Annotated in this window: 19 protein-coding genes; 9 read left to right on the forward strand and 10 right to left on the reverse strand. The window is 33.8% G+C overall.

The features are described 5' to 3' along the window. Position 1: 1 nt before the first annotated feature. The 5 genes from GJJ64_RS04045 to GJJ64_RS04065 are packed head-to-tail and all read right to left on the reverse strand — an operon-like array spanning position 2 to position 3,557. On the reverse strand, positions 2-988 hold the full coding sequence (locus tag GJJ64_RS04045) for a YihY/virulence factor BrkB family protein (protein WP_149074136.1): 987 nt from the start codon (positions 986-988) through the stop codon (positions 2-4). A gap of 9 nt (positions 989-997) precedes the next feature. After that, positions 998-1,405, reverse strand: coding sequence for an acyl-CoA thioesterase (locus tag GJJ64_RS04050; protein WP_154286459.1), 408 nt, complete (start codon positions 1,403-1,405; stop codon positions 998-1,000). A 3-nt stretch (positions 1,406-1,408) separates the two neighbouring features. Continuing rightward, positions 1,409-2,458: an endolytic transglycosylase MltG gene (gene mltG, locus GJJ64_RS04055; RefSeq protein ID WP_154286460.1), complete on the reverse strand. Its 1,050-nt coding sequence runs from the start codon at positions 2,456-2,458 to the stop codon at positions 1,409-1,411. Between the two features lie 18 nt (positions 2,459-2,476). Then, positions 2,477-2,785, reverse strand: coding sequence for a rhodanese-like domain-containing protein (locus GJJ64_RS04060; RefSeq protein ID WP_154286461.1), 309 nt, complete (start codon positions 2,783-2,785; stop codon positions 2,477-2,479). A 7-nt stretch (positions 2,786-2,792) separates the two neighbouring features. Then, on the reverse strand, positions 2,793-3,557 hold the full coding sequence (locus GJJ64_RS04065; RefSeq protein ID WP_154286462.1) for a PASTA domain-containing protein: 765 nt from the start codon (positions 3,555-3,557) through the stop codon (positions 2,793-2,795). A 116-nt stretch (positions 3,558-3,673) separates the two neighbouring features. On the opposite strand from GJJ64_RS04065, the gene GJJ64_RS04070 reads away from it, so the two are divergent. Then, the gene (locus GJJ64_RS04070; protein ID WP_317162900.1) at positions 3,674-4,666 is read left to right on the forward strand and encodes a D-alanine--D-alanine ligase; all 993 of its coding nucleotides are present in this window, start codon (positions 3,674-3,676) and stop codon (positions 4,664-4,666) included. 1,060 nt (positions 4,667-5,726) lie between these two features. On the opposite strand, the gene GJJ64_RS04075 is transcribed toward GJJ64_RS04070, so the two are convergent. Both GJJ64_RS04075 and GJJ64_RS04080 read right to left on the reverse strand, forming a co-directional pair. Further along, on the reverse strand, positions 5,727-6,140 hold the full coding sequence (locus GJJ64_RS04075; protein ID WP_039455186.1) for an acyl-CoA thioesterase: 414 nt from the start codon (positions 6,138-6,140) through the stop codon (positions 5,727-5,729). Continuing rightward, on the reverse strand, positions 6,141-7,898 hold the full coding sequence (locus tag GJJ64_RS04080; protein WP_154286464.1) for an SLC13 family permease: 1,758 nt from the start codon (positions 7,896-7,898) through the stop codon (positions 6,141-6,143). It lies immediately after the preceding gene. A 53-nt stretch (positions 7,899-7,951) separates the two neighbouring features. On the opposite strand from GJJ64_RS04080, the gene GJJ64_RS04085 reads away from it, so the two are divergent. Continuing rightward, on the forward strand, positions 7,952-9,187 hold the full coding sequence (locus tag GJJ64_RS04085; protein WP_154286465.1) for a 1-acyl-sn-glycerol-3-phosphate acyltransferase: 1,236 nt from the start codon (positions 7,952-7,954) through the stop codon (positions 9,185-9,187). Here GJJ64_RS04085 and GJJ64_RS04090 read toward each other — a convergent pair. After that, positions 9,164-10,228: a VOC family protein gene (locus GJJ64_RS04090; RefSeq protein WP_154286466.1), complete on the reverse strand. Its 1,065-nt coding sequence runs from the start codon at positions 10,226-10,228 to the stop codon at positions 9,164-9,166. The genes GJJ64_RS04085 and GJJ64_RS04090 overlap by 24 nt on opposite strands. 1 nt (position 10,229) lies before the next feature. Further along, on the reverse strand, positions 10,230-10,943 hold the full coding sequence (locus GJJ64_RS04095; RefSeq protein WP_154286467.1) for a TIGR04283 family arsenosugar biosynthesis glycosyltransferase: 714 nt from the start codon (positions 10,941-10,943) through the stop codon (positions 10,230-10,232). Positions 10,944-11,001: 58 nt separating this feature from the next. On the opposite strand from GJJ64_RS04095, the gene GJJ64_RS04100 reads away from it, so the two are divergent. Next, positions 11,002-11,817 (forward strand): DUF547 domain-containing protein, encoded by an 816-nt coding sequence (locus GJJ64_RS04100; RefSeq protein ID WP_229655455.1) that lies wholly within the window; start codon positions 11,002-11,004, stop codon positions 11,815-11,817. 78 nt (positions 11,818-11,895) lie between these two features. Next, on the forward strand, positions 11,896-12,180 hold the full coding sequence (gene rpsO, locus GJJ64_RS04105; RefSeq protein WP_154286468.1) for a 30S ribosomal protein S15: 285 nt from the start codon (positions 11,896-11,898) through the stop codon (positions 12,178-12,180). Positions 12,181-12,253: 73 nt separating this feature from the next. On the opposite strand, the gene GJJ64_RS04110 is transcribed toward rpsO, so the two are convergent. After that, on the reverse strand, positions 12,254-13,414 hold the full coding sequence (locus GJJ64_RS04110) for an iron-containing alcohol dehydrogenase (protein WP_154286469.1): 1,161 nt from the start codon (positions 13,412-13,414) through the stop codon (positions 12,254-12,256). A gap of 144 nt (positions 13,415-13,558) precedes the next feature. Here GJJ64_RS04110 and GJJ64_RS04115 point away from each other — a divergent pair, with 144 nt between their 5' ends. The 5 genes from GJJ64_RS04115 to GJJ64_RS04135 all read left to right on the forward strand — a co-directional run bounded on the left by GJJ64_RS04115 (position 13,559) and on the right by GJJ64_RS04135 (position 19,396). After that, entirely contained in the window at positions 13,559-14,779 is a 1,221-nt protein-coding gene (locus GJJ64_RS04115; protein WP_154286470.1) for an MFS transporter, read from the forward strand. Position 14,780: 1 nt separating this feature from the next. Beyond that, positions 14,781-16,559, forward strand: a complete 1,779-nt coding sequence (locus tag GJJ64_RS04120; protein ID WP_154286471.1) for a chloride channel protein — start codon at positions 14,781-14,783, stop codon at positions 16,557-16,559. Beyond that, a complete protein-coding gene (gene hemF, locus GJJ64_RS04125) occupies positions 16,559-17,467 on the forward strand; it encodes an oxygen-dependent coproporphyrinogen oxidase (protein ID WP_154286472.1) in 909 nt (302 codons plus the stop codon). The genes GJJ64_RS04120 and hemF overlap by 1 nt, the downstream gene beginning before the upstream one ends. Before the next feature lie 45 nt (positions 17,468-17,512). Then, positions 17,513-18,046, forward strand: coding sequence for a pyridoxamine 5'-phosphate oxidase family protein (locus GJJ64_RS04130; protein ID WP_154286473.1), 534 nt, complete (start codon positions 17,513-17,515; stop codon positions 18,044-18,046). 207 nt (positions 18,047-18,253) lie between these two features. Next, on the forward strand, positions 18,254-19,396 hold the full coding sequence (locus GJJ64_RS04135) for a hypothetical protein (RefSeq protein ID WP_317162901.1): 1,143 nt from the start codon (positions 18,254-18,256) through the stop codon (positions 19,394-19,396). The last annotated feature ends 4 nt before the right edge of the window (positions 19,397-19,400 follow it).

Consider the following 19,400-nt stretch of genomic DNA (forward strand, 5'->3'; position numbering starts at 1 on the left):
ATTAAGGTGTTTTGATTTTGTTTTGAGGCTCTGATTTGAAAGAGTTAAATCGTGGCTTTACAATTTTGATACTCCTTTTTGATAAATCTAAACTGGCATTTAGCTCGAAACCAATTAATAGAATAAGCGAGTTGATGTAAAGCCAAATCATCACCACTAGCAAAGTACCAATGGAGCCATATAATTTGTTGTAAGCTCCAAAATTATTGATGTAATACGAAAAACCTATAGTACTAATGATGGCAAGCAAGGTAGCTAGCCAAGAACCAGCACTAAATAACTTCCATTTCTTAGAGTTTGCAGGGCCATATCTATAAAGTAAAGAAGTGGTAATAAAATATACAGCTATAATGATAATCCATCGGGTAATGGTAATTAAGAAAATCCAAAAGCCATTACTATCTAAATTTAAACCTGTTCTAAAGGTGTTGATAATAAACTCGCCAACTATAAGAACGGTTATCCCCAAGATAATAGAAAAAGCGATAAGAACAGTAAGATTAAAAGCAACAATTCTTTGTTTTAACCAGCCTCTTGTTTCTATAATCAAAGATGATTTATTAAAAGCCTGCATTAAGGTATGTATACCATTGGTGGCAAAAAATAAGGCCAAAATAAAACCTAAGGATAATAATTTGCCATTTTGATTTTTAACAATATCCTCAATGGTTGATTCTAAAGCTAAATAAGCATTTTTAGGCAATACCAAGGCTATAACCGTCATCAATTGGTCTTGAAAATTATCTATAGGGATATAGGGGATAAGCGTAAAAAGAAAAATGATGGAGGGGAAAATAGCCATCATAAAATTGTAAGCAAGTGAAGATGCTTTATTTACTAAAGAGTCTTTCTTAATTTCTTGGAAGAAAAATACGGCTACGGTATAAAAGGGTAGCGGACTAAAGCCCGGTAAAATTAAAACCTTTGTCCATTCTATAATATGCTGATAAAATCTAAACCTATATAAAAAGTTATGTAGCCACTGCATTTAACGAAGTTAATCAAAAAATACACTAATTTTTTCCATGAAGTTATTTGGTGGCGAGCATGGCTTATTCTTTTGCATGTCTACAAAAACCAAAGTTGTTTCGCCTGTATTGAGGTGTTCTTGTTGTTCATTAAACATGTCGTAATGAAAAACAATTCTTACTCCTGGTTTTTCTTTGATGGTTACTTTAACAGTGATGTTTTCATCGTATTTTGCGGGTTTAAAATATTTAGTTCGCATTTCTAATACGGGCATCATCACGCCATCTTGTTCCATAGACTTGTATGTCATGCCTAAACTTCTAAGCATTTCTGTACGAGCAACTTCATAAAAAGCTGCATAATTGCCATAATAAACATAACCCATTTGGTCTGTTTCGGCATATCTTACCCTGATTTTGGTTTCGTAGCTAAACATGCCTTATTTTTTGATGTTTCTTTGATTTAATGCTTGTTGAAATTTGCGAGCATTTGCTAAATGGTCTGCTAAATTATCGGCAAAGTTATGGTAGCCAGAAAAATCTTCTTTAGCACACATATAGATATAATTGTGCTTTTCGTAATTTAAAACAGCATCAATCGCATTGATAGAAGGCATCATGATGGGCCCCGGAGGCAAACCAGTTACACGATAAGTATTATATGGAGACGCTTTAGTCAAGTGTTTATTTAATACTCTTCTAATGGTAAAATCTTGATTAGCAAAAATCACGGTAGGATCTGCTTCTAATTTAATACCTCTTTTTAGTCTGTTTAAATATAAACCTGCAATGGTAGGCATTTCTTTATCCATTAAAGCTTCGGCATCAACAATAGAGGCTAAAATAGATACTTCTTGCTGACTTAAATTTAAAGCTTCTGCTTTTTGTTTACGTTCTGCATTCCAAAAGCTGCTGTATTCTTTATGCATCCTGATGAAGAAATCTTCGGCAGAAACATTCCAGTACATTTCATAAGAATTGGGTATAAAAAGGGTATATACATTATCCCTGTTAAAGCCATATTTCTCTATAAATGCTGTAGAATCTAACAATTGCATAAATTGTAGAGAATCAAACTCTAGTTTCTTTGAAATAGCAGCTGCTAAATTTTCTTTTAATCTTAAGTTTCTGAAAGATACTTGAACAGGTTCTTGGTTACCGGCAATCAACATATTGATGATAGCTCTATTGTTCATGCCGGGTTTTAAGGCATATTTACCAGGTTTAAATTTCTTTTCTAAGTCACGTTCTTTTGCTAAATCGTAAAAATACTCTGGACGCTTAAATTGCGCTTTAGCATCTAAGGAATCTTTAACCTGCTTAAAATCTGCATTAGAAGGGATGTACAAATAAGTTTTTTCGCTAATGTTTACATTATCTGCGATGAATTTGAAGTATATTTTGGGTAAAATAAAAGCACTAGCAGCAAATACAATAATGAATAATGCAATGGCAATTTTTCTTAAATTGGATGTTTTTTGTTGAGCCATGTTGGGTAAAAGGGTAATTTATATCTGTCTTAATTTTAATAATCCACCGATAAGATTTCTAACGTTTTTAAAACCGTTTTGGTTTAAGATGCTTTTAGCTGTCTTACTTCTTAAGCCTCTTTGACAAATAACAATGATGGTCTGTTCTGTATCAAAATCAATCTCCTCTTCATCAATAAGGTTTTGTAATTTTCCTAACGGGATGTTTATACCGCCTATATTGTGTGTATGAAATTCTAAAGGTTCTCTTACATCTAAAAGTAAATAGTTTTCCAAGGCTCCAGACTGTTGCAGGGCTATAAATTCTTCTGCTAGAATATCATCCATAAATAAACTATTGGTTAGATAATACCAAATTGATACGTGTACCGATGCTTACTTTTACTACCGAATCTTGAACAGAAGGCGTTTGTGAGATTACGATAGCATTAGAAGTATCGCTTACATTACCCTCAAATAAAACATCACCCAAAGTTAAGGATGAGCCTTTTAAAGAGAATCTGGCTTCGCTTAAGGTAAGTCCGCGTAAATCTGGCACTTCAATTTCACTAGCACCCATACCATCTCCTAAAACCAAATCAATTTTAGAGCCTTTTGGTATTTTTTGACCAACCCGCAAAGGTTGTCCAGCATAGGAATAAGCTAGAACAGCATCTCGAGCTATATCTGCTTTATAGGTAGTATCGCCAAGTTTTAAGCCATAGTTGGCTAAAATAGCTTGTACTTCTACTAAAGTTTTATGGTCTATATCCGGGAAACTTACATCGGGTGTTTGTGAGCTTACAATGGTTAAATAAATAATACGATTGGTTTTTACATTCGTCTCTGGGTCTGGGTCTTGTTCTAAAACTAAGCCCGGTTTCTTATCCATCACAAAAACAGAATCTATTTGATATCTGAAGCCATCTGCCTCTAATAATTTAATAGCACTTTCTATATCTAAACCTTTAAGATTTGGAACTGGTAAACCTTCGCCATGGCGAGTATAATATCTTAAACTTAAGAATACACTAAATAATAAAATCACAATGGCGGCAAAAGCAATGATTAATTGTTTGCGAAATTCGGGAGTTGCCAGGTACTTGAAAAATTTATTCATTTAGTAAAATTGAATCAAAAATAATACCTCAAACTTAGCCAAAATTCAGGAAATAGAATCAATTTTTTTTAGTTCACTAAGAGTTATATGTTATCATTTAAAATTATATTTGGCCCATGATGAAAAAGAATGTTGCCCTAGTTGCCGGAGGTTTTACTGGCGAAGCTGTAGTATCTTTAAGAAGTGCGGCACAGGTAGAAGAAAGTTTATCTAAAGCACCTTATCAGGTTTATAAAATTATTTTAGAAAAAGATAAATGGTACTACCAAGCAGCAGATGGTACTGTAACTTTTGTTGATAAAAATGATTTTAGCATCCATGTAAATGGCGAGAAAATAACATTTGATTGTGCTTTTATTATTATTCATGGTGAGCCTGGTGAAGATGGAAAACTACAAGGTTATTTTGATTTAATAGGTTTACCTTATACCAGTTGCGATACTACCACTTCTGCTATTACCATGAATAAGGCTTATTCTAAAGCTATTGTTAGGGATGTAGATGAATTGTTTACGGCGCAGTCTATCCAATTATTTGGAATGGATGAATACAATCAAGATAGAATTAAAGCGAAACTAAAACTACCTTTATTTATAAAACCTAATAATGGCGGTAGTAGCATTGGCATGTCTAAAGTGAATGATTGGGCAGATTTAGATGAAGCTGTTAAAAAAGCTTTCGCTGAGGGGTCTGAGGTTTTAATAGAAGAATTTGTATCAGGAAGAGAATTTACTGTTGGTATTTATAAAGAAAAGGGCGAGATTAAGGTTTTACCTATTACTGAGATTAAGACTCAGAAAGAGTTTTTCGATTTTGAAGCAAAATACACCGATGGTATTACCGAAGAAATTACTCCTGCAGAAATTGATGTTAGCGTAAAGGATAGGGTAAGTAGAATAGTTTCTAAAGCATACCAAAAACTGAACTGCAAAGGTATGGTGAGGATAGATTTTATATTAGAATCTAAACAACAAGATTTTTATTTTATCGAGATTAATACCATTCCGGGGCAATCTGCTAATAGCATCATTCCGCAACAGGTGAGAGCTACAGGCCAAAGCATGCAAGATTTTTATTCTTTATTGATAGAGGAGGCGTTGGCGAAGTAGGTAGGGAGTCTGATGACCGAGGACGATTGTATGAGGTTTAAAGTATAAAGTACAGCGTAGAAAGCAAAAAGAGCCTGAAATAGTGGCTTTATTAAAGTGTAAAGTATAAAGTACAGAGTAAAAAGATGCCTAAAAAGCGGGTATTTTAGGAATTATATAAAGTACAGAGTAGAAAGTAGAAAGATGCCTAAATATTGGATATTTCGGCCTAACAATCTAACCTTTCTTGCGCTCGTTTGCAACGAGTGCTTCATTGGTTTTTCGATTTTACGCCTCTATCGCCGGCTGGGCTCGTTCCTTTTGCGGGACCAAAAGGAACCAAAAGTCCTGAACAGTCCCACAGGAGCCATTGCCGCACAAGGCATTCCCACACTAAAAAACAGTGAGCGCTTATTTTTGCTAGCAAGTGGTTAATGAAAGTTAGTAGAAACTCGAACGCAAAACCGCGTTCGCTATAGGCTTGGTTGTGTAAGATTTTTTAATTTCTTCTGTTGTTTTTTAGTCTTTCCGGCTCTCGTGGATTGCTCATGCGCTTCGGGATAGCCTGTTTTTTATGAATGGTTGTTCCTTTCTGGGAGTAGAAAGTAAAAAGAGCCTAAAAAATGGATATTTGGGAGACTGCCTTATACACTTAAACAAAATCTTTCCGAAGAACGAAGGACGGCCTATGAAGATTTGGAAGTAAAGTCAAATAAATCTTTTTTAGAAACTCTCATAAGGCAGTATCAGGAAACAATCCGACGGGTGTTGTAAATACTTTCATCAAGCAAAACCCTTCACACCACTCAGGATTGTGGATAAAGATTTATTTAGACGCAACGACAAATATTCATCAGCCTTGATTTATTCATTTTTTGTTTATAGTTTTTCTTAGGCATTCATGAACTCGTTCCTCGTTTTTTGTTCAATTTTTATCAAGAAAAAAGTGAATAGGGTTGGCCGCCTATGAGGCCGGAAAGGCTTGTGCGAAAATGTCATTATAAGAAAAAATAGAGGCCGCTATCAGGCTAGGATTGGAAAGCCTAGTGCCAATAGCCGCTAGAAGAAAGAAGCCAATTTATCAAATAGAATATTTAGCAATCATTTCATCGCTTACTTCAACACCTCTACCAGTTTTCAAATCTATCATCACAAAATCAAACCAACCATCGGCACTTAGTTTGTTGTTTTTTAGGTTTTTAATTTCAAAACTTACTTTGCAGCCTCTATGGTTAATATCCACTAAGCCTGTTGTAACGCTATAATGGTCTCCTAAACCTAAAGGTCTTTTAAATGCTATTTCTACTTTTTGCACCACCCAGCCATAACCTAGCTCTAAAAACTTCTCCATAGACATGCCGTAATGCGTGTCCATTTGTTCGTATCTGGCGGCTAATACATAATCTAGGTACTTACTGTTATGTACATGGTTAAACATGTCTATATCGTCTGGTCGTACTTTATGGTTGGTGGTAAACCTGCTAAAATTTGTCATCTAAAACGGAAAAAATATGGGTATGGTTATCAATAAAATAACCATCAAAATTAAGGTTAATAAACCACCTATTTTAACAAAATCAAAGAATTTGTATTTGCCTGGCCCATAAACTAAAATACAAGAAGGCTCAAATGGGGTAAGCAGCGAAACGGAAGCTGCCATCATAATACCAATAGCAAAGGTGATAGGATTAATTTGTAATTGTGCTGCAGTTTGCAAACCAATAGGTAAAACTACCAAAGCAGCAGCAGCATTGCTTAAAGGCTGAGTTAGCAAAACGGTTAATAGGATAAAGCCACCTAAAATACCATAAGGGCCTAAAGGTTCAAAAATCTGAATGATAAAATCTGCTACAAATTTATCTGCTCCGGTTTTTGTCATGGCGATACCAAAAGCGCTCATGCCGCCAATTAAAACCAATAAACGCCAGTCTATATCTTCATATATTTCATTAGCATTGATACATCTAAAAGCTACTGTTAAAAAGGCTCCGAATAAAAATGCAATAGCTAAAGGCATGATAGCGGTAGTTCCTAAAATAATAGCAAGTAAGAAAAAAGATAGCGTTAAAATACCTTTCTTACGCAAGTTTAAATTCGGTTTATAATCTTCAAGAATAATAAAATCATCTATTTCTGTACGAATAAGATCTATACTTTCTTTATTACCTTGTACTAATATCAAATCTCCAATTTGTAAACGTAGTTTCCCTATTTTATCGCTTATGGTTTTTCCTTTGCGGAAAATAGCTAAAATACTTATGCCATAACGCTGTCTAAAGTTTAGTTTTTCTACGGTATTTCTAATCACGTCAGATCTGCCCAAAACCATCAGTTCTGCTAGGTGTAATTCATCATCTTTGGTATTAAAATCTAATAAATCGGCTTTTATCTCAACACCAGGGATATCTTTTATTTTCAAAAGCTCATCAATATCTCCTTTTATAATTAAGGTATCGCCTAAGCTTAATCTGGTATATCTGTTGGGGATAAACTTTGTTTTATTTCTGATGATAGAGATGATGCTAAAGCCCATTTTTGCAATCTCAGATTCTATCATTTTTTGTCCAACCATGGGCGATTTTTCTAGAATAACAGCTTCACTAAGGTATTTTCTTACAGCATAATCTTCCTCTAAATCTTCTTTAGAATTAACCGGTAGCATTTTTTTGCCAATGGTTAGCATAAATAATATCCCTACACCTAATAAAATAAAACCTATAGGAGCAATATCAAACATGCCAATTCTTTCTAGTCCTTGTTTAGCTATATAACCACTTACCGCTACATTGGTAGAAGTGCCAATTAATGTACAAGTGCCCCCTAAAATTGATGCAAAAGCCAACGGCATTAAGACTTTTGAAGGAGCTAAACCTGATAATTTGGATAATCCTATGGTTGGATTAAGCATTAAAGCAGTAATCGTGGTATTATTCATAAATGCCGATGTTAAGGATGCAAACAGCATAATGATGACGGTAAGTACCGTTGGCGATTGTTTTTTTACGTTGATTACTCTTGAGATGAAAGTATCAATAACTCCGGTCTTTTTTAAAGCGCCAACCATTACAAAAATTGAAGCTAATATGATGATGAAATCACTTGAAAAACCCTCAAAGGCTTCTTCAGGAGTTAAAATCCCCAAAAGGGATAAAGAAATAAGAAGAAAGATGGTCACCACATCAACAGAAACAATTTCTGTAGCAAATAAAATGATGGCTAGTAAAAGTAATCCCAAGACTAGGGCTATTTCCATAAATTGCTTTTAAATATTAAATGAAATTCTTTTAGTTTTAGGTTTTGATATTCATGGTATACCGCGTTTTTCATTTCCTATTTAGTTTAGTTGTTAAAGTTTATTTTAAAAAAATATACACTCATGCACTAAAAGCTATACCTCAAAATCAAGCATTAATTATTTGTAGTAACCACGGCAACTCTTTCTTAGATGCGGTTTTATTAGCAGTTCTTATACCTAGAAAAATTCATTTCCTGGCTAGAGCCGATGTTTTTAATAGTCCGATAAAGCGGTGGTTTCTAACAAGACTAAATATGATGCCAATTTATAGGCTTAGGGATGGGAGAGAGGCTTTAACACTCAATAATGAAATTTTTGATAGATGTGCCACTTTACTCAAAAAAAATGAAGCTATACTTATTTTTCCGGAAGGAAACTGCGTGGTAGAAAAAAGGTTGCGAGACTTTAAAAGCGGTATAGCAGATTTAGCTTTAAGGGATGATCTCAAAAATATAGCAGTTTTATCCCTAACTATTGATTATGAGCAAGCTTATGAGTTACAAACACAGGTAAGTGTAACTGCATTGCCTTTAATTTTAATAGATGAATTAAACCCTCAAGATGAATTAAAAAATCGTAAACAATTACTTTTAAAAAGTATTCGCTCTAGCATTACTGCTCAAATGTTGATTATTCCTAATACTGCTGATGATAGCTTTTATGAATTTATGTTTGAGCTTTCTAAACAAAATTTGGCTGATGAACCTTTTGTAAATCGCTCGAAAAAAATAATTACTCATTTTGAAACACAGAAAGAAGAAAACCAAAGTCTGTTTATAGCTACCAAGAATAAAGTAGAAGAATTAAAAAATCTACTTTATGTAAATAGCATCACGTTAAAAGCTTTTCATAATCTAGGTATTTTAAAAGTATCGATATTGATTTTTATGCTTCCATTGGTGCTAATGGGTTTTATAGTTAATTATCTGCCTAGCTTTGGGGTAAGTCAAATTTTAAAACAGATAAAAGATAAACAGTTTATAAGTGCTGTAAGAATGGTTTCCGCTACTTTTATTTACATCATTTACATGATACTTATTGTTCTTTTATTTGTGATGATTGATGTTGATAGTTTCTACATTGGGGTTTTGCTTTTTACGAGTATTTTACATTATTACTTGTCAGAAAACTACCTTATCATAATAGGTAAAATGAAGCTCAAACTATTAAAAATGAAACATCCCGATAAATACCAATGTATTAAAGAGCTTCATCATGCATTATTAAGAACACTTCACTCGGTTTAGCGCTAGTAGTTTCACCATCCAATCTGGTAAGTTCTGATGTGGATTTCTGTTCTTTAAACTTAAGAATAAACCTAGTTTTTTAATGATAGGTACTTTGTGAGTTTCTACAAATTCGATAAGTGTAGCATCGGGGTCTTCAATATAAGAGAAATGACCAGCAGCTTTCCCCATGTCAAAGCTATCGCAGCTATCTACAGTAAAATTAAATCCTGCGGCAGCGCACTCTGCTTTTAAGCTTTGCATACCAATAACATCAAAACAAATATGTATAAAGCCAGTATCGCCCCAAAACCTGTCTTTGTAAATTTTAACACCTTGTTTATCTTTTCTTTCGATAAGCTCAATTTCTGTTGAACCTAGAAGTTTGCTAAAGCCACCAGATTTTGCTTGGCTATGTCTTAATAAAACTCTTCTAAAAACGGTGTTTCCATCGGGTAAACCGCTAAAATCTTCAAAAATGCTGCTTATATCATAAATTATATCATCATAACCTAATATGTCTTTATAAAGCTTTAGAGATTGATTTATATCAGAAACGCCAATAACTACACCGGCAACGCCTCCTGTTAGTTGTTTTTTTAAATTGAACCAGTTTTTACTCTCTATAATTTCAAAAATATTTTGATAAGGGTCTGCTACATAAAAGTGTAATTTGCCTTCCGGCGATTTCATCAGCGGACTAAGTAAATTCAGATTTTCTTTTGTATAGAAATCATATACTTTTTGTACATCAGGGCTTTTAATTTTTACAATTTGGATGCCTAAATCTCCCATTTTAATGGCTTCTTTAGGGTTTTGAGGCTCTCGGTTTTTAAATTGCCAAAGCTCAAAACCACCTCCACCTTGCATATTCATAGCTAAAATAGCATGTCGGTTAAAAACTTGTCCACCGGTATATTTAGTCATGAGTTTTGCTTCTGCCGTATCTTCAAAAACGGGTACATCCATACCAAAATATTTGATATACCACTTCCAAGACTCCGCAATGTTTTTGTAACCTATACCTATTTGCTGTATTCCGCAGATATTTTTTTTTGTCATGCTAATATTTTAGTTCGCTTTCTTGATGGTTCAGCATTTTTCTGTAAAAGTTTATCATCTTATCCTGGTTTACTTTTAAAAAGAACATGATGAAAACAGCTAAATTGGTGATGTTAACTTTGAAATAGCTGTTATGGTCGTACTTTCTTGCAGATACGATAATATCTTTAGGAATGATTTTAAATGCGTACTTTTTTCTTGCTCTAATGATGATATCATAATCTTCCATAATTTTATAATACTCATCATATCCTTGAAGTTCGTCAAAAATCTTTCTAGTTATAAATAAAGATTGGTCACCGCCCCGGCACATCAACCTATCAAAACGGGTAAAATAAGCGTTAACTTTTAAAATCTTTTTGGGCGAGTTAAATTTAAATCGATAACAGCCAATAGGGAAACCATCTTGAATAGCATTTTTAATATCGGCAACAAAAGTTAAAGGCGGCAAACTATCTGCATGTACAAAATACAAAATAGAGCCTTTAGCATGCTTAGCTCCAAAGTTTAGTTGTTTGGCTCTAGATTTTTGTCCACCTTGTAAACATGTAAATCCTTCTGTTTCAATAATCTGCTTGGTTTTATCTGTACTACCACCATCACTTACCAATATTTCTATCTCTTGGAAATTTTCTGCCTTTTTTAAGTGCCTAAGCAATGTTTGTATGTTGTCTTCTTCATTGTAAGTAGGAATAATTACGCTGATAGATACCATAGATATAATTTAATAAAACCAGATTAGTGATAATTACGTCTATATTAGAGATTAAGATTTGAAAAATAAAACATTTGAGATGAATATTGTTACTAACCTGATATTTACCCTTGTATTTACTTTAGGAATGGTTTCTTGCGGAGTAAAAAAAGCAAACTATCTGCAAAGTAAAGTTACCGGTACTTCATACAATAAGCTCTCAGAAGAAATGTTGATAAAGCTTAAAGAAGGGAAATCAGTAAAAGATATTCAAGATAAACTAGCCAAAACAAAACAGGATGAATTGATAAAAAAATTGGTTAATGATAACCAGCGTATGGCTTTTTGGATAAATATTTATAATGCTTACATCATAGCAATTTTAAAAGAGCAACCAGATAAGTTTAAAGATAGAAGTGATTTTTTTACAGCTAAACAAATTAGAATTGCAGAGCATGATTTTAGTTTTGATGATATAGAAAATGGTATCATCAGGAAATCGCAATTTAAGTTTGGTTTAGGTTATATCAGTAAAATATTTCCTCCTAAAATAGAGCAAGAACTAAGAGTTTCAGAAAGAGATTATCGTATACATTTTGCTTTAAATTGTGGTGCAAAAAGTTGTCCTCCTGTAAGAATTTATAAGGCAGAAACATTAGACAAGCAGTTGCAAGAGGCAACAAGGTCTTATCTAACTGAGGTTGTAAAGTATCAATCTTCAGAAAACAAAGTTATGGTAAGTCCATTAATGAGTTGGTTTAGGGGCGATTTTGGTGGTAAAACAGGTGTTTTAAAGATATTGAAGGATTTTAAGCTCATCCCACAGGATAAAAAACCTCCAATTAATTATGCTGATTATAGCTGGGAATTAGACATCAACAATTATGCGGAATAATGATTTGATATTTAATTTTTTAGCCTTACCTTTGCAGGCAATTAATTAATTTTTTTACGCTTTAATATTATTCAAGTAATGTATTTAAGTTCAGAGAAGAAGAAAGAAATCTTCAAACAACATGGTGAGGTAGAAACCAATACTGGTTCTGCAGAAGGTCAAATCGCATTATTCACTTACAGAATTGCGCATTTAACTGGTCACTTAAAGAAAAACAAAAAAGATTACTCTACCCAGTTAGCACTTCAGAAACTGGTTGGTAAGAGAAGAGCTTTATTAGCTTATCTTTTCAAAAAAGATATCAGCAGATATAGAGCTATCATCAAATCATTAGGATTAAGAGATATTATTAAATCTATATAATTCTTAAAGAGCTAAAATCTAAAAAGCCGCTTCGATATTTATCAAAGCGGTTTTTTTTATATAAGAATCAAAACTAAAACATTTCTTCTACAATTTCTTGATGGTCTTTTTCTGTGAGCGGGTAAACCATACCGCTTACTTTATTTTGAGCCAGGTTATTTAATATCCTTTGCTTTTCTTTGATATTTATACCTGCCTCAGTTAAACTAACTGGCGAATTCATTTCCTTAAAGAAAGCTTCTAAAGCTGCAATAAAATCTAAACCTAGTACTTCATCATCAATAGAAGTAAACTCAAAAATATGTTTTGCTAAAAAGGCAAGTTTTTCTTTAATTTTTGGCAGTTGAATTTTTAACCAAGCCGGGTAAACAATAGACAAGCCTGCCCCATGCGGAATATCATAAAGCACACTTAAAGTATGCTCTATATTATGTACGCCCCAATCTCCCGGACTTTTACCTGCTCTAAGTGTTCCGTTTAAAGCGTTGGTAGCCAGCCACATAATTTGTGCCCTAGTATCGTAGTCTTCTGGCTGTTCCATTACTTTACGGCCATAGCTCATGGCTAATTTGATAATATCGGCTGTGTAATGGTCTGTTAAAGGGGCATTTCCTTTTCCGAAAAACTGCTCTAAAGCATGTGCTATTAAATCAACAACACCATAAGCTGTATAATGAAGCGGTACAGAGGTGGTTAATGCTGGATCTAAAAATGATACTTTAGGATAAAGTAAATCGTTAAGAATAGCTGTTTTTATGCCGTTTTCACTATCCTGTAAAACAGTAGCATTATTCATTTCTGAACCTGTTGCTGCTAGGGTAAGGATAGTAAAAATTGGTAAAGCTTTGGTTGGTGTTGGGGCTTTTCTTAAATAAAAATCCCAAACAGAGTGCTCTACATAAAAACCAGCTGCCACAGCTTTTGCAGTATCTATAACAGAGCCACCGCCTAGCGCAACAATCATATCTACTTGTTTTTCTTTAGCTAGTTTTACAGCAGCGTCAGCATCCTGAAAAGTTGGATTAGATTTTATGCCTTCATAAGTGTAATGTTCTAAACCGCAAATATTCATTAAGGACACCACACGAGCGTAAACACCATTCTGTTTAACAGAACCTTTTCCTATGATGATGAGCGCTTTTTTACCATAAGGCGAAATTTCTTGACAAATATCATCCACTACATCTTTTCCGAAAAGAATTTTAGTAGGATTATAATGTATGAAGTTTTCCATTCACCTATAAACTAAAAAAAAATAAAAATGTTTAGGTTTTAGTGTTATTTTCTTAAACAAAACCAACTTGTACTTTCTTAAATTACTTATTTACTTTCATAATAAGATGTAAATCTTATTTTTGCCGCTCACTTCCAGCTTTTTATGAATCCGTCGAAGAATAGAAACGTAACCTTACTTATTATTGTAGCCGCACTAGGCTATTTTGTTGATATCTATGACCTGGTCTTATTTTCTGTTATCAGAGTAGCAAGTTTAAAATCTATTGGTGTTGCCCAAGAAGACCTACTTTCTGTAGGCGTTACCTTAATTAATGCGCAAATGATAGGGATGCTTCTGGGGGGTATTTTATGGGGTATTTGGGGAGATAAAAAAGGCAGGTTACAAGTATTATTTGGCTCTATTTTAATGTATTCTTTAGCAAATATTGCCAACGCATTTGTTACTGATGTACCTACTTATGCTCTTATAAGATTTATTGCTGGTATTGGTTTAGCGGGCGAGTTAGGTGCAGGCATAACCTTGGTAGCAGAAAGTATGAGTAAAGAAAAAAGAGGTTATGGTACCATGTTGGTTGCTGCTATAGGGCTACTAGGTGCTGTTGCTGCTGGCTTAGTTGGCGATAAATTTACCTGGCAAACAGCATACCTTATAGGTGGTGGAATGGGTCTTTTACTTCTAGTGCTACGCTTAGGCGTGATGGAATCTAGTATATACAATAAAATTCAACATAAAAATGTAAGCAAAGGCAATTTTTTAATGTTATTTACCAGCTGGCCTCGTTTTAAAAAATACATCAACTGTACTTTAATTGCCTTACCAACATGGTTTGTGGTAGGCATATTGGTAACATTTGCTCCAGAATTTGGTATTGCTATGGGGGCTACCGAGCCACTTAGTGCAGGAAAAGGGATTATATTTACTTATTTGGGTATATCTGCCGGTGATATTTTAAGCGGTGTTTTAAGTCAGTATTTTAAAACGCGTAAAAAAATTGTTTTTGTGTTTTTAGTAGCCACTTTAGCCAGTATATTATTTTATTTATTCTCTAAAGGTATTGATGCTTCCACATATCATCTTATTTGTTTTCTTTTAGGCGTTTCTACTGGTTTTTGGGTTATCTTTGTTACCATTGCTGCCGAACAATTTGGAACAAATTTAAGAGCTACTGTTACCACTACGGTTCCTAATTTTATAAGAGGTTCTTTAGTTTTAGTAACATTTAGTTTCGAGTATTTAAAGCATCAGGTGGGTATTGTTAACTCGGGTTTGATTGTTGGAGTTACCACTTTAATTATTGCATTTATAGCAGTTTATAACCTCGAGGAAACTTATGGCAAAGATTTAGATTATGTAGAAGAATAGTATGAAGTTTTGGAACCAGCATAAATTTATCATCAGGTCAATTCACCAGCGTCTTAGCAGAAATCAGTTTTTGATATTATCTGGTGTGTTGGTTGGTTTATCTGCTGGAACCGCAGCTATCTTGCTCAAATCTATGGTACATTATATACATGTACTGGTAAATAGTCAATTAGAAGTTTTTAACTATCCATATCTTAATCTTTTTTTACCCTTAACGGGGATATTGATCACCGCTTGGGTGGTTCAAAAGTTTTTAAAAGGTAAAGATGGGAGAGGTGTAGCCAATATCCTGTTAGATATAGCGCAAAGGTCTGGCGTGATTCCTAAGTTTAAAATGTATAGCCAAGTAATTACAAGCGCTATAACCGTTGGTTTTGGTGGTTCATCGGGTTTAGAGGGGCCTATTGCTGTTACGGGTGCTGCTATTGGGTCTAACTATGCCAGAACTTATAGATTAACTTACCGTGAGCGTATTTTATTATTAGCCTGTGGTGCATCAGCAGGTATAGCAGCGGTTTTTAATGCCCCCATAACAGGCTTAATGTTTGCTGTTGAGGTTATTTTGGTTGGTGTTGTTTTCTCTGATTTTATCCCCCTAATTATCTCTGCCGTTTCTGGTGCTTTAATCTCTAAAATCATTTTAAATGATGATATTCTTTTCGAGTTTAGGAGCTTAAAAGAGTTTGACCATAGTAATGTACCGTATTACATCCTTTTAGGTGTATTTAGCGGTTTGGTGGCTGTTTATTATTCTCGGGTATCTAGAAAAATAGATTATATTTTTCATCACCAACTAAAATGGAGTCCTTATAATAAGGCTATTTTAGGAGGCTTAACCATCGCTTTATTATGTTTTATATTTCCACCATTGTTTGGCGAAGGTTACGGAGCTGTAAAATTCTTAGCTTCAAACAATCCGGAAGGGCTACTTAATGGTACTTTTTTTAACATCCCAACAGAAAATAGCTGGATGATTATTCTTTTTACTGGCTTAATTTTTCTTACAAAGGTTTTAGCAACCAGTTTTACCTTGGCAAGCGGTGGTAGTGGAGGAAATTTTGCACCTTCTTTATTTACTGGTGCTTTTATGGGCTTCTTTTTTGCTTCCTTGTTTAATAAAATGGGTTTCCATACTTTACCTGTTAATAATTTTACATTGGTAGGGATGTGTGGTGTACTTAGCGGCGTAATGTATGCACCTTTAACAGGGATATTTTTGATAGCTGAAATTACGGGGGGATATGAGTTAATGATTCCTTTGATGTTGGTTGCTACCTCTGCTTATGTGATTGCTAAGGTTTTTGAGCCTCATTCTATGGATGTTAAAGATTTAATAGAGGATAAGAAGATATTTACCGAAAATTACGATGAGAATATCCTGAGTTTAATTAAAATTCATGAGATATTAGAAACAGAATATGATGAAATTTCTACAGATAGTAAATTGATAGATTTATTAGCTGTATTTAAAAATTCTGACCATCAATTGATTATTTGTAAGGATAAACATCAGAAATTTGCAGGCTTTATATGGTTTGATAAAGTTAAAAAGGTTTTATTAGATACCGATTTGCAAAATAAGTTGACGGTTGAGGAGCTCGTAAGCAAAACATCTGTTAAACTAAATATAGAAGACAATATTTCTAAGATGGTTGATTATTTTGACCAAACTGATATGTTTTATCTTCCTGTTTTTGATAAAGAAGTTTTTATAGGCGTAATTTCTAAAACCAAATTATTAGCCGCATATAGGAATAAATTAAGATTAACATTAAGCTGATGCTAAAAAAAGAACACATAGCCGAAGAGTACAAGAATATTCAACAAGAAATAACCGATGCCTTAGAAGCATTAGATGGTGCTGCTTTGTTTGAAGAGGAGAACTGGGAGCGAAACGGAGGTGGCGGTGGTAGAAGCAGGGTTCTACAAAACGGTGCTTTGATAGAAAAAGGTGGTGTTAATTTTTCTGCTGTACATGGCAAACTTCCTGATGCTATTAAAAAAGCCTTTAAAACCGATAAAGAAGAGTTTTTTGCTACAGGAGTTTCTATAGTTTTACATCCGCATAATCCTTGGGTGCCTATTATCCACATGAATATTAGGTATTTTGAAATGGAAAGCGATGGCCAAGAACCTATCCGTTGGTTTGGTGGTGGTATAGATGTTACTCCGCATTATGTAATCCCTGAGGATGCTAAATTCTTTCATCAAACCATGAAAAAAGTTTGTGATGATACCAATCCTGAGTTTTATCCAAAATTCAAAAAATGGGCTGATGATTATTTTTTCATCAAGCACCGACAAGAAACCAGAGGTATTGGCGGTATTTTTTACGATAGGTTAACGCCTGAAAGTACTGGTAATAGCTGGACAGAAATATTTGATTTCTCAAAAGCTGTTGGTCGTTCTTTTGCCAATGTTTATGCTCATTTAGCTAATCAAAACAGAGCTAAACACTTCACTTTAGAAGAAAAGCAATGGCAATATCAACGGAGAAGTAGGTATGCCGAGTTTAATTTAGTATACGACTCTGGAACAAAATTCGGATTAGAAACCGATGGACGTATAGAATCTATCCTGATGAGTATGCCACCAATGGCTGCTTGGGTTTATGATTATAAAGCGCCAGCGGGTAGTAAAGAAGAAGAAACTTTAAACTTTCTTAAAAAAGATACCAACTGGGTTTAATCGCTATGGAACAGTCTTTGTATTTCTACTACAAAAACAAAGACTATGGAAAACCAACAAACATCAGAAAACAACCATACCCAATCTTTATCAGGTAAAGAAGCTATTGCTAAACTTACCGAATTGGCAGAGGGTGCAAAAACTTGCTTCTTTTGTACTAATATAAAAACAGGTTTGCCCTTAACAGCTTCGCCTATGGAGTTGCTAAAAGTAGACGAAGAAGGCAATCTTTGGTTTATGAGTACTAAAGACAGCCAAAGAAATCAAGAATTACAAACCGACCCTTTCACACACCTTTTCTTTCAAGAGCATCAGCATGCTGGCTTTTTAAATGTTTATGGTATATCAGAAATTATCTTAGATAAAGCTAAAATTGAAGAGTTATGGAAACCTTTACATAAAGTTTGGTTTCAAGAAGGTGTTGATGACCCAAATATTAGTCTTATAAAAGTTGTACCTACACAATCTTATTATTGGGATACCAAAAACGGGCAAATAGTGGCTTTTGCAAAAATGGCACTGTCTTTGGTAACAGGTAAAACAATGGATGATAGTGTAGAGGGTAAATTGGAATTATAAAAACATCATAAAATAAGTTTGGGACTTAAGGCTTCGTTATAAACGAGGCCTTATTTTTTTACTTAAAATTATAAACCTATGACATGAATTTGATGTTAATTTTATGTAAATTTAGAATAACCAATTTGTTAACACGTCGTGAAAGGTTTTACAAGATATTGTATTTATGTCTTCTTTTTGATGTTTTTATCTCTTTTAAAACAAGAGGTGAAAGCACAAAATTTTGCCTTTCAATTTTATGATGAAACCTTTAATTTCTCTACAGATGCATCTGTAAATATTCCATTTGAAGATGGACTTTCTTCAGCATCTATTATCCAGTTTTACCACCGTTTAAACAAGGGGAATTATCAACCTATCATTCAAACTTTAACACAATACAAAGAAAAAAAACAGCTTAATGATTGGTTTTATTATCAATTAATCAGGAAAACAGCGCAACAAATATCCCCAAAAGAAGATAATTACGAGCGTTACACGCTTTATAAATGGTTTTTGTTGGCAAAATCTGGTTATGATACTAAACTTGCTATAGGCCCTGGACAATTACTGTTTTATGTGTGGAGTGATGAAGATATAGCCGATATACCTTATTATTTAGACGGAAATAAGCAAATGATGTGTTTAAATTTTCATGATTACAAACATGCTGATTATGCAAAAGATAAAATCATCCCGGTAAAATTAAATGTACCCGAAGCTACTAAAGCCTTTTCTTATAAGGTAACTCAAATACCAGATTTTAAGCCAGAAGATTATCGTGAAAAACAACTGGCTTTTAATTACAGACAAAAAGCTTATCATTTTAAAATTAAGCTGAACGCCGATATTCAGGCTATTTTTAAGAACTATCCGGGTGTTACTTTTGAATCTTATTTTAATATTCCTTTAAGTAGAGAAACCTACAGCTCTTTAATTCCTTACTTAAAGCATAATTTGAAAGGAATGAGCCAAAAGAAAGGCGTTGATTATTTAATGAGGTTTACCAGGAATGCTTTTTTATATGAGAATGATGAGCAAAATTTTGGTAAAGAGAAACGCTTATCTCCAGAGCAAACCTTGTTTCAAGAATATAGCGACTGCGATGATAGGGCAGCCTTATTTTTTTATCTGGTAAAGGAGATTTATAATTTACCCATGATAGCTTTATTGTATCCTTCGCATATTACCATGGCGGTTAAATTTGATAAACCTATTGGAGAAGCCATAGAATATAAAGGAGAAAAATATAGCGTTTGCGAGCCCACTCCACAGAGAAAAGACTTAAAAATTGGTCAAATAGCTCCAGAGTTTCAGCATCAAAACTTTCAGGTAGTTTATCAATATCACCCTGGAAGTATCAACAACTAAATCG

The sequence above is a fragment of the Pedobacter puniceum genome, from assembly GCF_009674685.1.
GTDB classification, from domain to species: Bacteria; Bacteroidota; Bacteroidia; order Sphingobacteriales; family Sphingobacteriaceae; genus Pseudopedobacter; species Pseudopedobacter puniceum.

What these genes read in the sequence shown, in the direction of transcription:
- GJJ64_RS04045 (WP_149074136.1), bottom strand. Translation starts at nt 988, where the DNA reads ATGCAGTGGCTACATAACTTTTTATATAGGTTTAGATTTTATCAGCAT.
- GJJ64_RS04060 (WP_154286461.1), bottom strand. Translation starts at nt 2,785, where the DNA reads ATGGATGATATTCTAGCAGAAGAATTTATAGCCCTGCAACAGTCTGGA.
- GJJ64_RS04075 (WP_039455186.1), bottom strand. Translation starts at nt 6,140, where the DNA reads ATGACAAATTTTAGCAGGTTTACCACCAACCATAAAGTACGACCAGAC.
- rpsO (WP_154286468.1), top strand. Translation starts at nt 11,896, where the DNA reads ATGTATTTAAGTTCAGAGAAGAAGAAAGAAATCTTCAAACAACATGGT.
- mltG (WP_154286460.1), bottom strand. Translation starts at nt 2,458, where the DNA reads ATGGCTCAACAAAAAACATCCAATTTAAGAAAAATTGCCATTGCATTA.
- GJJ64_RS04065 (WP_154286462.1), bottom strand. Translation starts at nt 3,557, where the DNA reads ATGAATAAATTTTTCAAGTACCTGGCAACTCCCGAATTTCGCAAACAA.
- hemF (WP_154286472.1), top strand. Translation starts at nt 16,559, where the DNA reads ATGCTAAAAAAAGAACACATAGCCGAAGAGTACAAGAATATTCAACAA.
- GJJ64_RS04070 (WP_317162900.1), top strand. Translation starts at nt 3,674, where the DNA reads ATGATGAAAAAGAATGTTGCCCTAGTTGCCGGAGGTTTTACTGGCGAA.
- GJJ64_RS04080 (WP_154286464.1), bottom strand. Translation starts at nt 7,898, where the DNA reads ATGGAAATAGCCCTAGTCTTGGGATTACTTTTACTAGCCATCATTTTA.
- GJJ64_RS04085 (WP_154286465.1), top strand. Translation starts at nt 7,952, where the DNA reads ATGGTATACCGCGTTTTTCATTTCCTATTTAGTTTAGTTGTTAAAGTT.
- GJJ64_RS04090 (WP_154286466.1), bottom strand. Translation starts at nt 10,228, where the DNA reads ATGACAAAAAAAAATATCTGCGGAATACAGCAAATAGGTATAGGTTAC.
- GJJ64_RS04110 (WP_154286469.1), bottom strand. Translation starts at nt 13,414, where the DNA reads ATGGAAAACTTCATACATTATAATCCTACTAAAATTCTTTTCGGAAAA.
- GJJ64_RS04095 (WP_154286467.1), bottom strand. Translation starts at nt 10,943, where the DNA reads ATGGTATCTATCAGCGTAATTATTCCTACTTACAATGAAGAAGACAAC.
- GJJ64_RS04050 (WP_154286459.1), bottom strand. Translation starts at nt 1,405, where the DNA reads ATGTTTAGCTACGAAACCAAAATCAGGGTAAGATATGCCGAAACAGAC.
- GJJ64_RS04120 (WP_154286471.1), top strand. Translation starts at nt 14,781, where the DNA reads ATGAAGTTTTGGAACCAGCATAAATTTATCATCAGGTCAATTCACCAG.
- GJJ64_RS04130 (WP_154286473.1), top strand. Translation starts at nt 17,513, where the DNA reads ATGGAAAACCAACAAACATCAGAAAACAACCATACCCAATCTTTATCA.
- GJJ64_RS04115 (WP_154286470.1), top strand. Translation starts at nt 13,559, where the DNA reads ATGAATCCGTCGAAGAATAGAAACGTAACCTTACTTATTATTGTAGCC.